Origin of the sequence: Shewanella sp. M-Br (assembly GCF_036245925.1) — a bacterium.
GTDB lineage: Bacteria > Pseudomonadota > Gammaproteobacteria > Enterobacterales > Shewanellaceae > Shewanella > Shewanella oncorhynchi.
On the sequence record NZ_BJBV01000042.1, the window covers coordinates 1 to 17316 of the forward strand.

At 46.8% G+C, this 17316-nt stretch carries 18 protein-coding genes; 9 read left to right on the forward strand and 9 right to left on the reverse strand.

What is annotated here, in order from left to right; all coding sequences use genetic code 11:
- The first annotated feature begins 202 nt into the window (after window positions 1–202).
- A complete protein-coding gene (locus tag AAA952_RS21980) occupies window positions 203–1084 on the forward strand; it encodes a hypothetical protein (RefSeq protein ID WP_338259615.1) in 882 nt (293 codons plus the stop codon).
- Between the two features lie 326 nt (window positions 1085–1410).
- Here the strand turns inward: AAA952_RS21980 and glnA are convergent, their stop codons facing one another.
- Window positions 1411–2820 carry a glutamate--ammonia ligase gene (gene glnA, locus AAA952_RS21985; protein ID WP_113941334.1) on the reverse strand — a complete coding sequence of 470 codons (1410 nt, stop codon included), beginning with the start codon at window positions 2818–2820 and terminating at the stop codon, window positions 1411–1413.
- 1011 nt (window positions 2821–3831) lie between these two features.
- On the opposite strand from glnA, the gene typA reads away from it, so the two are divergent.
- Window positions 3832–5643, forward strand: coding sequence for a translational GTPase TypA (gene typA, locus AAA952_RS21990; protein WP_105251119.1), 1812 nt, complete (start codon window positions 3832–3834; stop codon window positions 5641–5643).
- Window positions 5644–5755: 112 nt separating this feature from the next.
- Here the strand turns inward: typA and AAA952_RS21995 are convergent, their stop codons facing one another.
- The 4 genes from AAA952_RS21995 to AAA952_RS22010 form a co-directional block, all read right to left on the reverse strand.
- Window positions 5756–6781 (reverse strand): GGDEF domain-containing protein, encoded by a 1026-nt coding sequence (locus tag AAA952_RS21995; RefSeq protein WP_338259618.1) that lies wholly within the window; start codon window positions 6779–6781, stop codon window positions 5756–5758.
- A gap of 172 nt (window positions 6782–6953) precedes the next feature.
- Complete coding sequence (locus AAA952_RS22000) at window positions 6954–8168, reverse strand: 4Fe-4S binding protein (RefSeq protein ID WP_105251123.1); 1215 nt, start codon at window positions 8166–8168, stop codon at window positions 6954–6956.
- Between the two features lie 266 nt (window positions 8169–8434).
- Complete coding sequence (locus tag AAA952_RS22005) at window positions 8435–9088, reverse strand: DUF2959 domain-containing protein (protein WP_173497437.1); 654 nt, start codon at window positions 9086–9088, stop codon at window positions 8435–8437.
- Between the two features lie 28 nt (window positions 9089–9116).
- On the reverse strand, window positions 9117–9338 hold the full coding sequence (locus AAA952_RS22010; RefSeq protein ID WP_006079786.1) for a hypothetical protein: 222 nt from the start codon (window positions 9336–9338) through the stop codon (window positions 9117–9119).
- A gap of 81 nt (window positions 9339–9419) precedes the next feature.
- Between AAA952_RS22010 and AAA952_RS22015 the strand changes: the two genes are divergently transcribed.
- From AAA952_RS22015 to azoR, 6 genes are all read left to right on the forward strand, one after another.
- A complete protein-coding gene (locus AAA952_RS22015) occupies window positions 9420–10391 on the forward strand; it encodes a virulence factor BrkB family protein (protein ID WP_173497436.1) in 972 nt (323 codons plus the stop codon).
- A 35-nt stretch (window positions 10392–10426) separates the two neighbouring features.
- Entirely contained in the window at window positions 10427–11380 is a 954-nt protein-coding gene (locus tag AAA952_RS22020; RefSeq protein WP_338259624.1) for an alpha/beta fold hydrolase, read from the forward strand.
- Window positions 11377–11982 (forward strand): hypothetical protein, encoded by a 606-nt coding sequence (locus AAA952_RS22025; RefSeq protein ID WP_219251342.1) that lies wholly within the window; start codon window positions 11377–11379, stop codon window positions 11980–11982. Before AAA952_RS22020 ends, AAA952_RS22025 begins: the two co-directional genes overlap by 4 nt.
- A gap of 16 nt (window positions 11983–11998) precedes the next feature.
- Window positions 11999–12436, forward strand: a complete 438-nt coding sequence (dtd, locus tag AAA952_RS22030) for a D-aminoacyl-tRNA deacylase (RefSeq protein ID WP_338259626.1) — start codon at window positions 11999–12001, stop codon at window positions 12434–12436.
- A 92-nt stretch (window positions 12437–12528) separates the two neighbouring features.
- Complete coding sequence (locus AAA952_RS22035) at window positions 12529–12966, forward strand: thioesterase domain-containing protein (RefSeq protein ID WP_263164379.1); 438 nt, start codon at window positions 12529–12531, stop codon at window positions 12964–12966.
- Between the two features lie 181 nt (window positions 12967–13147).
- On the forward strand, window positions 13148–13744 hold the full coding sequence (gene azoR / locus AAA952_RS22040) for an FMN-dependent NADH-azoreductase (protein ID WP_338259628.1): 597 nt from the start codon (window positions 13148–13150) through the stop codon (window positions 13742–13744).
- Window positions 13745–13911: 167 nt separating this feature from the next.
- Here azoR and AAA952_RS22045 read toward each other — a convergent pair whose 3' ends face one another.
- The 3 genes from AAA952_RS22045 to AAA952_RS22055 form a co-directional block, all read right to left on the reverse strand.
- Window positions 13912–14097: a hypothetical protein gene (locus AAA952_RS22045; protein WP_168826480.1), complete on the reverse strand. Its 186-nt coding sequence runs from the start codon at window positions 14095–14097 to the stop codon at window positions 13912–13914.
- Between the two features lie 75 nt (window positions 14098–14172).
- Window positions 14173–14496 carry a rhodanese-like domain-containing protein gene (locus AAA952_RS22050; RefSeq protein WP_105251132.1) on the reverse strand — a complete coding sequence of 108 codons (324 nt, stop codon included), beginning with the start codon at window positions 14494–14496 and terminating at the stop codon, window positions 14173–14175.
- A gap of 119 nt (window positions 14497–14615) precedes the next feature.
- A complete protein-coding gene (locus AAA952_RS22055) occupies window positions 14616–15191 on the reverse strand; it encodes a helix-turn-helix domain-containing protein (RefSeq protein ID WP_219251347.1) in 576 nt (191 codons plus the stop codon).
- 163 nt (window positions 15192–15354) lie between these two features.
- Here AAA952_RS22055 and AAA952_RS22060 point away from each other — a divergent pair, with 163 nt between their 5' ends.
- A complete protein-coding gene (locus AAA952_RS22060; RefSeq protein WP_338259633.1) occupies window positions 15355–16542 on the forward strand; it encodes a benzoate/H(+) symporter BenE family transporter in 1188 nt (395 codons plus the stop codon).
- 52 nt (window positions 16543–16594) lie between these two features.
- Here the strand turns inward: AAA952_RS22060 and AAA952_RS22065 are convergent, their stop codons facing one another.
- Entirely contained in the window at window positions 16595–17050 is a 456-nt protein-coding gene (locus tag AAA952_RS22065) for a GNAT family N-acetyltransferase (protein WP_338259636.1), read from the reverse strand.
- Window positions 17051–17316 lie beyond the last annotated feature (266 nt).

Consider the following 17316-nt stretch of genomic DNA (forward strand, 5'->3'; position numbering starts at 1 on the left):
GAGAATACCCATGCCGTCTAACGCTTTCTTTCACGCCTGTTATTGGCGTGAGATTCGGTGTCATCAGTGGCAGCTTTGCCACCAAGATGCTAACAGGCCTTTAGCGGCAAGATCGTCAAGAGTGAGAAGACATTAAGTACGAGCTGTGTGGATAGGTTAACGATGACCGTGCAGTCCGTGGGCACAGCAAAGGAATAGCTATATGAATAAGAGAGCAGCGCCGCTGCAGTTGGCGTCGACAGAGCAAGAGACAAAACTGTTGGACGACAGTCGGTATGAAGACCTGCCGCGCACTGAGTACCTGCAATTACCCCAAGAGGAGCAAAGCCGGCTCAATAAGCTACGTCAGCAGCGGGTGCGTGAGGCGCCCACGCTTTATGAGTGGGATATTCGGGTGGCGACTGTCTATGGTCTATTTTGGTTAACCTTCCTGATCCCGTGTGGTTGCTTAGCACTTATAGGGTGCTATTTGCTATCTGGCGATACTAGCTTGGGTATAGGGTTAATCATCATGGCTTTAATTATGTGCTTATCTGCTCGTTACCTCTGGTTTGCAGACAAACAGTACCATTATCGGCTCACCACCGAGGGGTTAGTTACCACCTATCATGATGCTATTCCGGATGCAGCCTATGCGGTAGTGCGGGGGCTGGCTTGGTTTGGGGTGGTGGTTTGTATTGTCGGGGTGGCCTTTTTAGGCCCAGCAGCGCTGGTTGGTGTAGGTGGAATGGCTCTGGGGGCATTTTTCTTTACTGGTTTTAAAAATGTAGAGACAACTTACGAGAGTCCTATAAAAAATGGGCATCGCCATTTGATTAAGATAACGCGGAATCGTCCATTTATTGCCTGCCAATCGGATGTACGAACAATGGGCTTACGTGCAAGTATTCGTCTTCATTGCCCATTGGATAAGATGCACATTATCTTGTCATTACTGATGACGCAGTTACCTGATTCTGAAATCCGTGTATTTAAAAATGAGCGCGTGTTAGATGGCGTACCATTTGCGTCATTTGAGTCATTTGAGTCAGGCGAACCTGCCCAACTGGTAGATTTTGCCCCTGAGAATACCCAGCCTAGTTGAATAAAGCGTGGACACTTAACAATAATGGCGCGGTAGTTAACTTCCGACTATATAGGTGGTTTTTCTGCTGCATCCATGTTTAGTTTAGATCGGTTTTTAACCATCTATCTCTATTGTTGCTGTTGTCGCGGTGTCTGGCGTGCCTTCTCTGAATGATAAAAGAGTGGTTGGCGATGATGCCTATTTAGAGAACAACGCGATGATTGAATCAGAATAAAAGTTGTATATACCTTCAAAATACAAAAAGCCCCGATAGCGTTGCTATCGAGGCTTTTATATTTTCTGTATAAATTACATAAAGCGAGCCGGTTGTATAGCGCTAGCCATTACAGGCTGTAGTACATTTCAAACTCAAGTGGGTGAGTTGTACGTGCTACGCGCTCAGCTTCTGCTGTTTTCAGTACGATATAAGATTGGATGAAATCTTCACTGAACACGCCGCCTTTAGTCAGGAACTCATGGTCAGCTTGCAGATTTTCAAGGGCGTTTTCTAATGATGTTGCCACTTGTGGGATTTCAGCCGCTTCTTCTGGAGGCAGATCGTACAGATCTTTGTCCATCGCTTCACCTGGGTGGATCTTGTTTTGGATACCGTCAAGACCCGCCATCAGCAGCGCTGCGAAACCTAAGTATGGGTTTGCATGTGGGTCAGGGAAACGTGCTTCGATACGACGGCCTTTAGGGCTTGGTACCACTGGAATACGGATTGATGCAGAGCGGTTACGGGCAGAGTAGGCCAACATAACAGGTGCTTCAAAGTGTGGCACTAAACGCTTGTAAGAGTTAGTGCTTGGGTTAGTGAAAGCGTTCAGTGCGCGAGCGTGCTTGATGATACCACCTATGTAGTACAGAGCCGTTTCACTTAAACCTGCGTATTTGTCGCCAGCGAACAAGTTAACACCGTCTTTCGCCAGAGATTGGTGAACGTGCATGCCGCTACCGTTGTCACCAACGATGGGTTTAGGCATGAAAGTCGCAGTCTTACCGTAAGCGTGTGCCATGTTGTGCACTACGTACTTCAGAATTTGGATTTCATCCGCTTTCTTAGTCAAGGTGTTGAAGCGAGTGGCGATTTCGTTTTGACCTGCAGTCGCCACTTCGTGGTGATGCGCTTCAACCACTTGGCCCATTTCTTCGAGCACTAAACACATAGCGCTACGTAGGTCTTGTGATGAGTCAACCGGTGCAACTGGGAAGTAACCGCCTTTAACAAATGGACGGTGACCTGTGTTGCCGCCTTCGTAGCTAGTGCCTGAGTTCCAAGCCGCTTCTTTAGCGTCGATCTTAACGAAACAACCTGACATGTCAGTACCGAAACGGACATCGTCAAATAGGAAGAATTCTGGTTCTGGTCCAATCAATACAGTATCAGCGATACCAGTAGAGATCAGGTAAGCTTCTGCTTTTTTAGCAATTGAGCGTGGGTCACGGTCGTAACCTGTCATAGTACCGGGTTCAAGAATGTCACAACGGATCAGCGCTGTGGTTTCTTCGGTGAAAGGATCCAGTACGAATGTCGTTGGATCTGGCATCAGTACCATGTCTGATTCGTTAATGCCCTTCCAACCTGCGATAGAAGAACCGTCAAACATTTTGCCGTCTTCGAAGAAATCAGCATCTACCTGATGAGAAGGAATAGATACGTGCTGCTCTTTACCTTTAGTGTCGGTAAAACGTAAATCAACGAACTTAACTTCTAATTCTTCAAGTTGCTTTAAAACTGATTCAACTGACATTCTCAAGCCTCCGGTAGGGTAAAGGGATGCCCCTTCTATAATCTTTTAACTCAAGAGATTTATCTTGAGCCAAACTTACGAGCTATAAAGCGATATCCATGCCAATAATTTAACTTACTGATTAACATGGTTTAAAATCTTTGTTGCACTTAATTGGATTCGCGTGTGCACCATAATGGTGCTTTTGTCTGTGGCATTTTGGTGCATTACTCCATTTTGGTGCGCACTGAATTGATTCATGCAAACCTTAAGCTGGGATGCACAGCGATAACATGCACCGCTTATATGGCACTGAGATGGCAATGACGCTTTGGCTTTCACAGTATAAGTAAGTACTGCCTCACTGAAGCTCGCACATACTTGCAGCACAGAACGGGACTATTTACCACCGCATAACCGCCGCATAATTGTCATAAAACCACGCTAGTCTGTCCAACTATGCCACGCATTATCAATCCAATAGTGGTTTATTATCATATTATTAGGAAAGAGTTCGTTCTCATGTGCGAAATGTCTTTGCTGTTCACAGGCCAAGTGAAATCAGTGATGCGTAATAAAGGTATCCCGTGACAATGAAGTGAGTCTTAATGTCATCGGATGTAAACGCCAACATGAACGTTAGATTAAGTGTGCCGCAGAATTTATTGCAGTGTGTTCACGTGGTAATTTCTCTGTATCTAAGTCGATTTTGCTGATGCTTAAATCGACATTAGCAGTGCTAACATTGAATACGAAAAATAGCAAATTCAGCTGCTTAACTCAGATTTTTCCTACGAATATGGCAATTAAACAGAGCGTTAACTCTGGCTATAGAGGATTTCATTCAGTGGATGATTGGCGGAAATTACCCAAGGATTGGCGAATTGTTTTATAAGTGTTCAAAAATAATCCTGTGCGCCAAGGCCGCTCTGGAGTAGAATGGCACGCTTTTTATTGTGGTAGATCGAGCTCGATCACCATAACGAATTACTGAAATATCCCTATTTTTGTTTGATGGTAAGAGGTTTATCCGTGCTAGAGAATTTACGTAACATCGCCATTATTGCACACGTTGACCATGGCAAAACGACCCTGGTAGACAAGTTGCTGTCACAGTCAGGCACCCTTGCAACCCGAGGAGAAGCCACTGAGCGGGTGATGGACTCCAACGATCTTGAAAAGGAACGTGGGATCACGATTCTGGCAAAGAATACTGCCATCAAGTGGAACGACTACCGTATTAACATCGTTGATACCCCAGGCCACGCCGATTTCGGTGGTGAGGTTGAGCGTGTTCTGTCTATGGTTGACTCAGTATTATTGCTGGTTGATGCCGTTGACGGTCCAATGCCACAAACTCGCTTCGTAACGAAGAAAGCGTTTGCTCAAGGCCTAAAGCCAATCGTTGTTATTAACAAAATTGACCGTCCAGGTGCACGCCCAGATTGGGTTATTGACCAAGTATTCGATCTGTTCGATAACTTAGGTGCAACTGACGAGCAGCTAGATTTCCCAATCGTTTACGCTTCTGCGTTAAACGGTTTTGCAACTTTAGATCCGGATGTAGCGAGCGATGATATGACGCCGCTGTTCCAAACTATCGTTGAAAAAGTATCTTTCCCAGATGCTGACGCCGAAGGCGCGTTCCAGATGCAAATTTCGCAAATCGACTACAACTCATACGTGGGTGTTATCGGTATCGGCCGCATCAAGCGTGGTAGCGTTAAAACGAACCAACAAGTGACTATTATTGGCGCTGATGGCAAAACTCGTAACGGTAAAATGGGCCAAGTATTAGGTTACATGGGTCTAGACCGTACTGAAGTTGAAATTGCTAACGCTGGCGACATCGTTGCTATCACTGGTTTAGGTGAGCTGAAAATTTCTGACACTATCTGTGCCGTTGGTGCAGTAGAAGCTATGCCACCTTTGACTGTTGATGAACCTACTCTGACCATGACTTTCCAGGTTAATACTTCACCTTTTGCAGGTAAAGAAGGTAAGTATGTGACTTCACGTAACATTCTGGAGCGTCTGCAAACAGAATTAGTCCACAACGTGGCACTGCGTGTTGAAGAAACAGAAAGTCCAGATCGCTTCCGTGTATCTGGCCGTGGTGAATTGCATTTATCAATCTTGATTGAAAACATGCGTCGTGAAGGTTACGAGTTAGCCGTATCACGTCCAGAAGTTATTCTGAAAACTATCGACGGTGAACTGTGTGAACCATTTGAAACCTTGACTGTTGACGTTGAAGAAGAAGATCAAGGCACAGTAATCGAGAAATTAGGTACCCGTAAAGCTGAAATGAAAGACATGCAGCTTGATGGTAAAGGTCGTGTACGTATCGACTTCATCATCCCAAGCCGTGGTTTAATCGGTTTCCAAACTGAGTTTATGACAGCGACTTCTGGTACTGGTCTAATTTATCACTCATTCGACCATTATGGTCCGCACAAAGGTGGCGATATCGGTCAACGCGCTAACGGCGTATTGATCTCTAACGCAACGGGTAAGGCTCTGACCTTCGCACTGTTCGGTCTGCAAGATCGCGGTCGTCTCTTTATCGGCCACGCCGCTGAAGTATACGAAGGCCAAGTGGTTGGTATTCACGCTCGCTCAAACGATCTGACAGTTAACTGTTTGAAAGGTAAGCAGCTGACCAACATGCGTGCTTCTGGTACTGACGAAGCCCAAGTGTTGACTACGCCAATCACAATGACACTTGAGCAAGCGCTTGAGTTCATCGATGATGATGAATTAGTTGAAGTAACGCCTAAGAACATTCGTGTTCGTAAGAGACACTTGACTGAAAACGATCGTAAGCGCTTTAACCGCGGTTAATGCCAGCCTGTTGATTCAGGTGACACGCCCTTAAGGTGAGCCAATCGGTTTAAAAAGCCCTGCATAGGAAACTGTGCAGGGCTTTTTGTTGGGATAAATTGAGTAATGGGTATTAGTCGTCCTCATCCATCACCCGTATGCAATTGCGGCCAGCGGATTTTGCGCGGTAGAGGGCGGCGTCCGCTTGGCGAACGAGTTCTAAAGCATTTTGTTTGTTAGAGGGTTGCAGATAGGCGACGCCTGCGCTCACTGTCACAATCCCAAGGTCGGTATTTGCATGCGGAATGGCAATGGCTTGGATCAGCTGATGTATATGCTGCGCTGTATCGAGTACCGTTTGTTTGTCGACATTCGGTAATAGAATGACAAATTCTTCGCCCCCGTAGCGAGCGACTAATTCGCCCGCTCTGCGACCGGACTGGGACAGTGTACTCGCTAATTGTTTAAGGCAATCGTCTCCGGCGAGGTGGCCATAGTGATCGTTAAATTGTTTAAAGTGGTCAATATCGAGCATGATGAGGGCCAGTGAGGAATTACTCCTTTGTCCTCGACTCCACTCTGTTTGTAACATCATGTCAAATAGGCGGCGATTGCCTATATTGGTTAAACCGTCGGTATTGCTGAGTATTTCAAGTTGCCTATTGGCTTCTGCCAGTTCACTGGTTCGAGCTGTGATCATGGATTCAAGTTCGACGTTACGTTCCTCTAATCGCGCGATCGGGTAAATTTCCCCTTTGTGGGCTAAGCCGTAGGGGATGGATATGCCACTGTGGACAATCATCCAGTCGTTGTTTTCTCGGTGAAATATCAACACTAGCCGTGCTGTCTCGCGGGAAAGCATAGGATTAGGGATAGGTAAGTGGATATGGAAAAAGGCAGTCACAACCACGAGGTTGTCGGCAAGATCTTGTAAAGAAAGATCTAACATTTCGATGTGGATTCGCTCAGGCACTTGTGCAAAGTCCTGACGAGTGATTCGCACCCATTCTTCCCTGCTGGTGACAAGCTGGTCACTGCTCCCTGCATAGCCGCTAAAGTTATCACTAAAGCGACGAGTTAGCCTGTCATCACGGGAGGCATACATCTCAATATATTCGTCAAATAACGAATGGATCAATTGCTGTCGGTCGGGTCGCATAGGTTAGCTCCGTTGGGGAACATAAAACCATTTTCCTAATATCCGTATAGGAATATTATCTGCGATAAAGTCTAGCTGTTGCCTGATTGTAATCAATTTTATGACGTATATATTAAAAATACTGCAGAGAGTGATGTAAGCCATTATCTGCAGTATGCTTTGGGGATATTATCTAGTGCCCAATTCTATTAATCACTTGGATCAATTCCATGCGGATGTTGTCTGGTGTTTGGCTATGCCAGAAACCTGCTAAGTAAGCGCCCAGCGGTAGGATAAATAATGCGATAAGCACTAATGCGAGCAATCCCTTATGACCGAGTCTGTGGCCGGATTTCAGCCCAAGGCCGAGGGCGGCGGATTTAGGGCAAGCCGCGACACAGCGCATGCAGGCTTGGCACTCGTCACTGCGAACCGTGGTTTTAGTGTGCACTATGATGTTTGCTGGGCAAGCGCGGGTGCACTTGTCGCATTTCATCCCTTTCGCTTCGATAAGGCAGTGCTGGGTATTGCGGCGGATTTTTAATGGGCTCGCAAAGCTTAAGATCCCAAGCATAGCGCCATAGGGACACAAGTAACGGCAGAATCCCTGACGACGCCATGCCGCTAAAGCGAGGATCAGCGCAAATACCAGTAGCGTGATTAGGCTGGGTGTTAGGAAGAACAATGCCATCTTCAAGTCGGCAATCTTATGATAATTACCTTCAAGATAATGGGGGATGGATTGTGCTGGCATACCAATGACTATGTAGCAAAGTGCCAGGAGTAATAGATATTTCAACATTCGCAGTGGCCAATCTAGCCAAGCGGGTGGTGTAAGCTCTGATTTAATAAAGCGTTTTCTAAAGGAATACAGATATTCCCCTGCCAGACCTAATGGGCAAGCCCAACCGCAAAATGCCCGCTTGCAGAGTAAACCTGTGAGTAATACCGCCGCTAGCATGACTGCTGCCGCAGGATGGGTTTGATCCCACAAATTGAGGCTGATAATGGCCTTAAGCTCAATGCCACCCGCAATCGGTAAAAAGGCATCGACTACGTCTGGGCGCATTAGCCAAGGTGTGATTCCTTGCTTAAGCAGTACGGTATTGATTGTGTATTGTATGGCAACCAGTAAGAGCGATAGCGCTAAGACATGTTGAGTCCCTTCACGAAGGGTATTGATTTTAATTTCACCCTTGAGTGCATCAGGCGCAAATTTATGCCCAAGTAGCATCAGTGGTAGTGCAATAAGAAGCCCGAGAGCCAGTGGCCAATAAAGACTCATTGCCACCGCACCGATACTGAGCAACAGTGTGGCGACCGCGCCCCATTTCTGGCCGCTCCAATAGCTGAGGGAGGCGAGATACATGAGTGCCAACATCAGCGTGAGTGATTCGATAAAAGTCATAGTGATGAATACAGCTAATAAGTTACAAGTACAGGCTCTGAGTGGTGAACTGAGGATAAGTTTTTGAGTAATAAGTGAAATTGTGCGTCAGATCTAAGATTCGCGCTATCAATCAATTAAAGCGCGCCATAGCTCACAAAGCTAAGTGTTTTAGTCTTGCACAAATAAAGTATGGCTTGCAGGGACAGAGGGCCAGGTCACACAAAGAATAAAAAGCCCCAGCAATTTATTTTGCTAGGGCTTAGGAATTCAGTGGGGCATTTGGATTAATTTTTTGATTTTTCGAGTGCTTCGATAAATTTGCTCGATTCGTTAATCGAGGTGTTCATCTCTTTAATCAGGCCAGAAATATCGGTTTGCAGACTCGCAAATTCGCTTTTAATCGCACCAATGGCTTGGGCGTTCAAGTTATGCTTGAGATACAGCATATTATCTTTCATGGCGGTGAGTATCGGCGGCATTTTTGACTCGGCACGGCGCATACTTTTAATCAATTGTTCATAGGCGCGGCGCGTTTCTTTGAGTTTAGCTTCACTGTTGCGGCGTAGATTAGCTTTACTGATCTCGCTAATTTCATTTTGCCACTCATCGAACAGTGCTTCGGCTACATCTTCGACTTTATTGATGCGGTTGCTGACGTTGTCGGCGGCACTTTGAGCCGATTCGTATTCATCTTTGGCTCTGCTATAGGCTTTTTCTAAGTTGCCATCACTGTAATTGAGCAGTGCTTGCATTTCTTCTAAGGCTGAGCTGAACTCTTTTTGAGCATCCTGTTGGGATTTTTTCGCATCTTTAACTCTGTCGACCATAATATCGCGTTTATGGTAACCGACCTTTTCCATTGCGCCGTAGTAGGCACTCTGGCAACCACTAAGCAGGAGACTTGTGGCAATCAGCCCTGAAGCTATCAGTCTTTTCATTGGGTGTTCCGTCGCTGAATGAAATTAATTAATCGGCTTTAAATCGAGCCGCATCGATAATGCTCCACAGATGAAAGATAGCACCTATTACCGCGGGCACAATCAGCCACCAGAGGGCATAACCCACCACTGTGATAATGAAAAATAACAGTGCGGCCATTATTCGGCCTTGCAATAATTGGCCTAGCCCAGGAAAAAATAGGCTAGCAATAGCAGAAATAACGTTACCTGCAGATCCTTGTTGAGACATCAATTCACTCCTTAGACTTGTAAATTAAGTGTTTATTGTACGAAGATAACGAGTCTATACCAACAGAATCAAGAGAAACCCGTGACTAAGAAGATAGAACTGGCACAAATTCGCGCCTTATTCCTCGGGATCTGGCACTTCCTGCTGCATTTGAGACGGCGTTTAGTTGAAGATCAAATCAATATTCGCGCCGGACATTTAGCCTATGTCACACTGTTGTCACTCGTGCCTATGGTGGCGGTGACTATGTCTATGCTGTCAGCTTTTCCGGTATTTAAGGGGATACGTGGACAGATAGAAGGTTTCGTTTATCAGAATTTTTTACCCGCCGCTGGCGATACTGTGCAAGTGTATATCAATGAGTTTGTGGCCAATGCCTCTAAGGGGACTGCGGTTGGGATTGCGGCCTTAGTTGTGGTTGCCATTTTGCTGATTTCTGCCATTGATAAATCGCTCAATAACATTTGGCGTACTAAAGAGAAGCGTTCAGTGGTGGTGGCTTTTTCTATGTATTGGATGGTCATCACTTTGGGCCCGGTATTGGTGGGGGCCAGTTTGGTTGCCACTTCCTACGTGGTGTCACTGAAGGTCTTTGACGGTCAGTTGTCGGGTGTGGTGCCCGTGTTTCTTGAGCGTTTGCCCATGCTGTTCTCAGTTGCGGCATTCTTGCTGTTGTATATGGTGGTGCCTAATCAAAAAGTGAAGTTTCTACATGCACTATTAGGGGCGATTGTTGCCGCAATCTTGTTTGAGTTAGGCAAAAAAGCCTTTGCTTTGTATGTCACTCAGTTTCCGAGTTATGAAGCGATTTATGGTGCTTTAGCCGTGATCCCCATTATCTTTGTCTGGGTGTATTTATCGTGGATGATAGTATTACTCGGCGCGGAAATTACCGCCGCGATGCCTGAATATTTAGATTATGAGTCGAGCTCAGATGATGACGAAACCGCTCTGAATGCTAAGCCCCTAGAAAATGCCTCCCAAGAAAATTCCGCTGCGGTGTTAACTTCGGCTGAGGTGACGGCACTCAAGGCGGTGGCTAAATCTGAATGACCCCATTAGAGGATTATTAATGGCGATGACACTGAATGCCTGAATCCTTCCCATCTTTTATCCGTCGCGACTGGTTTAACGTTGGCAATGGTCAGCAATTGCATCTGGCGCAATACGGTAATCCACAAGGTATCCCACTGCTGTATTTGCACGGCGGTCCAGGAGCGGGTTGTGATATCGGTGATTTAGCTTTATTTACTGGCGATCAATATTGGATTTTGCTTTTAGATCAACGCGGTTCTGGGCAATCTTTACCCTTTGGCGATTTAGCAAATAACCATCTCACTGGTTTGATTAGCGATATTGAGGCGATTCGCCTTGCATTGGATATTGAGCGTTGGTGTTTAGCCGGTGGCTCTTTTGGGGCCACATTAGGCTTAATTTACAGCGGATTATTCCCAGAGCGGGTGATTGCACAGGTACTGTGGGCGTTATTTATTCCATCCAAAGAAGGTCTCGACTGGCTCTATGGCGCTGACGGCGCTGCAAAATTGCAACCTGCTGCTTATCGACTCTTCAATGACATTTTTCCGGTTCAGTTATCGCTGACTGAACTGCTGGATTCGTATCATCTAGGTTTGGCATCAGCCGATGAAAATGTGCGATACCATTTTGCGCGGCGTTGGGTACAGTGGGAGTTGCAGCTTGCGGGGGCGAGGTTAGTGCTACCAAGGCTGTTACCCGAATCCGTATTAGCATTAGCCAATATCGAGTTACACTTTGCTCGACATAATTACTTCAATGCCATGAATGTGTTACAGCGCGTGACGCCTAGAGTGAAGGCGCGTAGTGTGTTATTGCAAGGAATGCAGGATGCGATTTGCCCAGCGACGCTATTACGCGATTTTTTGGCTGGGTTGGAGCATGCTATTACAATTCAATCTGTTGTCGATGGCGGACATATGCTCAATAGTGAGTCTTTGTTTTTGGCGGTTACAGCAGAAATCCATGCTATGTGGTCGTGGATACATCAAAGGGAAATACAATGAAAACATTGCTCATCAGTGCCACTTTACTTGGATTAACCGCCTGTGCTACCACGGCGCCCTCGCAAACCAGCGCGATTGATCAAGTGGCGACTCAGGCGGTCGTGAGTGCCCCTGTCGCGCCCAAAGTCGTTGAACTCGGTGGGTTGACCAATGAAACTGCCGCTGATCGCTTGTACCAAGCGCTGATTAACGCAAATTATCTCGCCACCCAAGTTGCGCCGACTAAAGTGGCTGTGCAGTTTGGCAATAACCAATTCTTGCTTGAGCCGAGTATCAATTCGGCGGGCATTGACCGTATTTTAATGAATCGCTTCTATGCAGTGCATCCGCAATTGCAGGCCAGCCAAGAGTTGCCTGCCGTGATTGGCACCTTGAATCAGAAGCTTAATTTTGCCAAGTTTGTGTTGTTGGACCAAGGCGCAGTGATCCAAGTGCAAGGTACAGTGACCTTTGCCGACCGTATTGAAATAGAAGAATTACGTCGCTTTATGCTGTGGACGAATGGCGGCTTAGCGCAGGTCGTACAATCTTTGCCTGATGGCGTAGAGCAATATATCCGCCCGCTACCGCTAATGCCGCAAATGGTTCCCGTTAAGCCTTAATCTAAAAGGAAAAGTTGTGATTGCGTTAATTCAAAGAGTGAGTCGCGCCAGTGTGGCGGTCGATAACCAAACCTTAGGTGAAATCAATAAAGGCTTGTTGGTTCTGCTCGGTGTCGAGCAAGAAGATACCCGCGAGAAGATGGAAAAGTTGGCGACTAAAGTCATGAGTTATCGCGTTTTTTCCGATGAAAATGGCAAGATGAATCTCAATCTAGAACAAGTCGGTGGGTCTTTGTTAGTCGTGTCACAATTTACCTTGGCTGCCGATACGGGTCGTGGCTTGAGGCCGAGTTTTTCAGGGGCGGGTACGCCGGAACAAGCCTTAGGCTTGTATGAAGAGTTTGTCGCATTCTGCCGCGCTAAGGGCGTTCACACAGAAACCGGACAGTTCGGCGCCGATATGCAAGTGTCCTTAGTCAATGATGGCCCAGTGACCTTTAATCTGCAGGTGTAGCTTCTATCGTGATGTTTAAGGGGTCTAGGTGATGGGATGCTAGGCATACTCAATGTCGCTTGTACTAAGAGGGAGTCTTAAGGGGAATGCATATGGATCAATTGCTTATTAAATTACGTCAGACTTGGCATAGTACGATCCCCGTTAGCGAGTTTATGCAGATAGTGCCACTCGATTACAGCGAGGGAGAATTTCGAGTCACAGCGCCGATGACGCCCAATATTAATCTGCATCAGACCATGTTTGCGGGCAGCATTTATACCTTGATGACCTTAACAGGCTGGGGTGCCGTGTGGCTAAATCAGCAGTTAGTGGGCGTGGCGGGTGATATTGTGCTCGCCGATGCCCATATTCGTTATCTTGCTCCTGTGACTTGTGACCCTGTGGTAAAAGTACAATGGCCAGATGTGGATCTCAGCCCGTTACAAAGGGGGCGCAGAGTTAAGGTGAAGCTGGAAGTGCAATTGTATTGTATGGATTCATTGTGTGCGGTTTTTGAAGGCCTGTATGTTAGTACGTCGAAAGTATGAATGCGTCGAAAGCAATTTAGTGTATCTGTACGTCGAAGGTGATGTATAACCTTTCTAAAAAATCGAAGCTAATCTCAGATTTTATCCGCTTTATTTCTTTTTTATGGGCTAATACACTAGCGTCATAGAGTTGAGATATTCCATCTGACTCTGAGTCATTTACCTATTTTCGGAGCAGATTATGTCTAAAGTCTTAATTTTAAAATCAAGCATTCTTGGCGGTTATTCACAATCTGCCGTGTTAATTGATCACTTAGCGAGTCACTGGGAAACCCAAGGCGCCGCTATTACAGTGCGTGATTTAGGCGGTAAAGACGTACTGCCTATGGTAGACGGTGAAATCGCTTCTGGGTTACGCGGTGGTGCAGAATTATCGGCACGTCAGCAAGAAATGCTCGCCTTATCAGATACCTTAGTCGCTGAATTAAAAGCGAACGATACGATTGTTATCGCTGCACCTATGTACAACTTTACGATTCCGGTTCAACTTAAAAACTGGATCGATTTTGTCGCCCGTGCCGGTGTGACTTTTACTTATACTGAAACGGGTCCAAAAGGATTAGTGGAAGGTAAACACGCCGTGTTGGTGACGACCCGTGGCGGCGCTCACAAAGATGGCCCAACGGATCATGTTGTACCTTACTTGAAAACGGTTTTAGGCTTTATGGGGATCACTAATGTTGAAGTGGTTTACGCCGAAGCGCTGAACATGGGTCCTGAAGCACACGACAAAGGCATGGGCGAAGCGAAACACAGTATCGATCAGCTGAAAGCTTAATTGTTCCGTTGATTAGCTGAGTCATTTGATTTAGCTGAATAAATAATGCCAGCCTTTAATAGGCTGGCATTTTTGTATGTCCATTTCAGCTAAGCACGCTTGGCTTAAGTGGCTAGGTTTGAGCAACTAGACTCGAGCGGCTAGTTTTAAGTCGCAGATTTAGCTGTTTATTCGCAAAGGCTGCAGCCTTTGGCTAGGGTGCTTGTCTCAACATAACGCACCTTAGTGCTGGCTTGGTCGCGATTACGACTGATGCTAAAGCGTGCATGGCGCTCAGTTTCAAGCGGCTTTTCAGCAGTGTTACCCTGTGTGGCTTCAAACTGTAACGCTTTGGCATGATTTGTTTTATGCATACACCACCTCGCAGATATTTAAGTCATCACAATGTACAGACTGGCCTGATTAGCGCCGCACAACCAAGGCTTAAATTAGCTCGGCTGGCAGCAGACTAAATCTTTAAGCGAACCGCCATTTACCACGCAGCTAAAGCCATTGGCCTTGAGAATGTCGCAGCCTTTTTGCGCTCGAATACCCGCGCCACAATAGAGCACGAAGGGATGCTGTTTATTGTCAACTTGGTGTAACCATTGATCGAGCGTTGGCAATGGCACATTAATGGCTTGGGGCAAGTGACCGGAGGCAAATTCCTCTGGTGAACGCACATCAATCACCCGTGCGCCTTGCTCAATCAATTGCCAACATTTTTCGCCTGAGTGGCTGCCGGATAACTTAGCCAGTAAAGATTGAAACATAGCATTGCCCCTACCATTAGAAAATTTTCAATAAGTTTATTCTAATGAATTGGCGAGTGCAAGCGCTGCAGATTATCGGCAGTGAATGGTTTTTGGCATTGCCGGCACTAGGCAAGTAGTTAGAGGCTAGACACATTAGCTCTTTGATAGTGAATGATGTCGTGGAATACCACGGCTTGCTCGTTTAGATTGCGATAGCCATGGGGTTTGTCGGCCGCAAATCGTACCGCTTCACCTTGCTTGAGTGGTTGCCACTCGCCATCGACTAGCACTTCCATAGTACCGCTCAAGACAATGACATGCTCAGTGACACCCGTTTCATGGGGCTCAGAAAGCCGCTCATAGTTTGGCAGCAGGGTCAGTTCAAACATCTCGAAACCGAAGCGCTCTTCAAAGGGGAAGAGTGAGGCGACTAGCATGCCGTCGGTGGCGGGTTGTTGGCGTAACTCGTCGGGCTTACGGAATACTGCGCCTTGGCTCTGGGGTGTGGGTTCGAGAAAGGTCGACAGCGAGATATTGAATCCACTGGCTATTTTCCATAGCGTCGCAATAGTTGGGCTTGATTCACCGCGCTCGATTTGTCCTATCATGGCCTTACTAACGCCCGTCTCTTGGGCGGCTTTATCTAAACTCCATCCCTTTTGGTTGCGAAGTGCTTTAAGCGTGGTGGCGAGATAGCTGTTTATCGTCTGCACAATGGCCCCATCATTTTTATGAAAATTTAGTTTGTACGTTATAACGCACAGGTGCTATCTTGTCCATCTCGTACGTTATAGCGCACAAAAGCTATCTTGTTCATTTTATAAGTTATAGCGCACAAAGTAATGGCGACATCAATTGCAGAGAAAGGGAGTGGATATGTGGCGAGATGCAGGGAGTTTATCAAAAATATCAGCGGGATTTATTGCGGTATTAGTGGGTTATAGCAGCTCGGCTGTGATCATCTTTCAAGCGGCGGAGGCTGTGGGGGCGACACCAGCACAGATCAGTTCATGGCTGTGGGCTTTAGGTGTGGGCATGGGTGTGACCAGCATAGGGTTATCTCTTTACTACAAGAATCCTATTCTTACGGCTTGGTCGACACCGGGCGCAGCGCTGATGGTGACCAGCCTTGCAGGGTTGAGCGTAAACCAAGCCATAGGCGCTTTTCTGGTGAGTTCTCTGTTAATCACCCTTTGCGGGGTGGCGGGCTGGATGGATAAGCTTATCCGTATTATGCCGCAGTCGGTGGCTTCAGCCATGTTAGCGGGGATCCTGCTGCAATTTGGGATAGGGCTATTTCAGGCGATGCAAACCCAGCTGAGCCTCATATTAATCATGCTGTTGGTGTTTGTCGTCGTTAAGCCTTTTGCGCCGCGCTACATCATCTTGCTGACCTTGTTGGTGGGCATAGGCATGAGTTTTCAATTAGATTTACTCAAGCTAGATGCTGTTCAGTTGCAACTGGCAATGCCGGTGTGGACGACACCTGAGTTTTCGTTGGCGAGTGTGATTGGCGTGGCGCTACCGCTGTTTGTGGTGACTATGGCCTCGCAAAATATGCCGGGCGTTGCTGCGCTGCACGGTAATGGCTACAGGCCGCCCATTTCACCTTTGATCACGACTACAGGATTCATCGGGGTTATCCTCGCGCCCTTTGGCGGTTTTGCTTTTAACTTATCCGCCATCACAGCCGCGATTTGTATGGGTAAAGAAGCTGACCCGAATCCCGCGACTCGCTACTGGGCGGCAGTGTGGGGCGGCGTATTTTACTTTATCACTGGGTTACTCGGCGCCACTGTGGTCGGCCTGTTTTCCGCTTTCCCTAAGGAATTAGTACTAGCCATCGCCGGATTAGCCCTGCTCGGCACTATTGCCAATAGTCTGACCGCTGCATTAGCTAAAACGGAAGATCGCGAAGTAGCAATTATCACTTTCTTGGTCACGGCATCGGGTTTTAGTGTGCTGGGCATCGGCAGCGCATTTTGGGGGGTGTTGCTTGGGTTTATCATCCATTGGTGGAATGGGCACAGAACTGCATCAGTAGTTAAGCGAGCGAATACTTAACTGCAGCAAAAGCGCCTTAGAGATGAATTTCAAAGACTAAGGCGCATGTTTTTTAGATTTTCTTTGTCATAAACACGCTATTGGGATCGAGTTGGTAGCCGTCGAAGGGGCCACAGATTTCAAAACCAAATTTGCAGTAGAGCAGGCGAGCGGGGTTGAAGAAGTCCATCGAACCTGTCTCTAGACTCAGACGTTTGATACCTGCGGCTTTAGCATCGTTAATCAAGTGCTGCAATATTTTAGACGCTATACCTTGCTGCTTATAGGGCGCGGCGGTGCGCATGGATTTGATCTCGGCGTGCTCGGCATCTAACCATTTTAGTGCACCACAGCCCGCTAAATTATTGCCATCCCACAGGGTCCAAAAACGGATATTGGGCTGACGCAGGCCATCAAGATCTAATGCGTGAACGCTTTCGGGCGGTGAAGTTGCCCGCATATCGTTGAGGTGTTCTGTTAAAAGTGCTGCAATTTCAGGCCCTTTTAGATCATCTAGTATAATTTTCATCGTCTTTCTCAAGATTGAAACTCCCTCTGTTGTTGCTTATCCATCATAGTGTTATCGCGTTTAGTTCTTTTTAGGGGTAAACGTTGCGGTGGATAAGCAAAGGGTAGGCCAAGAGTTTTTATCTTTAGCTAAAGCTAAACCCAGAATCAAAGTCGTGGGGCTTCACCCCACACCCGACCAAAAGGGGAAAAGCGCCTGTTCCCCTTTTGGATATCCCCCGGCGTCCCCAACGGAGTTGAAAGCCCCTTGTGCTCATTGACAAATTT

Excerpts from the sequence above, each read along its gene's own strand:
- AAA952_RS22060 (WP_338259633.1), top strand. The coding sequence starts at position 15,355 with ATGTGGCGAGATGCAGGGAGTTTATCAAAAATATCAGCGGGATTTATT.
- AAA952_RS22005 (WP_173497437.1), bottom strand. The coding sequence starts at position 9,088 with ATGAAAAGACTGATAGCTTCAGGGCTGATTGCCACAAGTCTCCTGCTT.
- AAA952_RS22065 (WP_338259636.1), bottom strand. The coding sequence starts at position 17,050 with ATGAAAATTATACTAGATGATCTAAAAGGGCCTGAAATTGCAGCACTT.
- AAA952_RS22000 (WP_105251123.1), bottom strand. The coding sequence starts at position 8,168 with ATGACTTTTATCGAATCACTCACGCTGATGTTGGCACTCATGTATCTC.
- AAA952_RS21980 (WP_338259615.1), top strand. The coding sequence starts at position 203 with ATGAATAAGAGAGCAGCGCCGCTGCAGTTGGCGTCGACAGAGCAAGAG.
- AAA952_RS22010 (WP_006079786.1), bottom strand. The coding sequence starts at position 9,338 with ATGTCTCAACAAGGATCTGCAGGTAACGTTATTTCTGCTATTGCTAGC.
- glnA (WP_113941334.1), bottom strand. The coding sequence starts at position 2,820 with ATGTCAGTTGAATCAGTTTTAAAGCAACTTGAAGAATTAGAAGTTAAG.
- AAA952_RS22020 (WP_338259624.1), top strand. The coding sequence starts at position 10,427 with ATGCCTGAATCCTTCCCATCTTTTATCCGTCGCGACTGGTTTAACGTT.
- AAA952_RS22035 (WP_263164379.1), top strand. The coding sequence starts at position 12,529 with ATGGATCAATTGCTTATTAAATTACGTCAGACTTGGCATAGTACGATC.
- AAA952_RS22025 (WP_219251342.1), top strand. The coding sequence starts at position 11,377 with ATGAAAACATTGCTCATCAGTGCCACTTTACTTGGATTAACCGCCTGT.
- AAA952_RS21995 (WP_338259618.1), bottom strand. The coding sequence starts at position 6,781 with ATGCGACCCGACCGACAGCAATTGATCCATTCGTTATTTGACGAATAT.
- azoR (WP_338259628.1), top strand. The coding sequence starts at position 13,148 with ATGTCTAAAGTCTTAATTTTAAAATCAAGCATTCTTGGCGGTTATTCA.
- AAA952_RS22050 (WP_105251132.1), bottom strand. The coding sequence starts at position 14,496 with ATGTTTCAATCTTTACTGGCTAAGTTATCCGGCAGCCACTCAGGCGAA.
- AAA952_RS22045 (WP_168826480.1), bottom strand. The coding sequence starts at position 14,097 with ATGCATAAAACAAATCATGCCAAAGCGTTACAGTTTGAAGCCACACAG.